General features: G+C 41.1%; 2 tRNA genes. Both read left to right on the top strand.

Annotated features, from left to right (window positions below):
* Positions 1-117: 117 nt before the first annotated feature.
* Positions 118-191 (top strand) — tRNA-Ile (locus DXC10_RS16195).
* 10 nt (positions 192-201) lie between these two features.
* Positions 202-275 (top strand) — tRNA-Ala (locus tag DXC10_RS16190).
* Positions 276-443 lie beyond the last annotated feature (168 nt).

Genomic DNA, 443 nt, shown 5'->3' with positions numbered 1-443 from the left:
GATAAAAGTTGGTTCTTGTCGTTATGCTTCCATAAGAACCTCTTGTGCTGCGAGTAATTGTTTATTAAAATATAAGAGAAAGAAGAAGCCGAGCCGTAAGGCGAGGGTTTGACTGACAGTCCTATAGCTCAGTTGGTTAGAGCGCTACACTGATAATGTAGAGGTCGGCAGTTCAACTCTGCCTGGGACTACTCCGAATGAGGGGGATTAGCTCAGCTGGCTAGAGCACCTGCTTTGCACGCAGGGGGTCAACGGTTCGAATCCGTTATTCTCCACTCTTTTAAATGAAGAACTAAAAATGAAGAACGAAGAATTTTCCGCATGGTAATTCTTCATTATTCACTCTTCATTCTTCATTTGAAAACCGTTCTTTGACATGATGTACAAAAAAAGTAAAGTTAAAAGCTGAAAGTATATATCGACCATACGTTGTCGGTAAGACT

Origin of the sequence: Bacteroides sp. OM08-11, assembly GCF_003438665.1 — a bacterium.
Lineage (GTDB): Bacteria > Bacteroidota > Bacteroidia > Bacteroidales > Bacteroidaceae > Bacteroides > Bacteroides cutis.
Note: the sequence above shows the minus strand (reverse complement) of the source record. Positions and strands in the feature narration are given on the sequence as shown.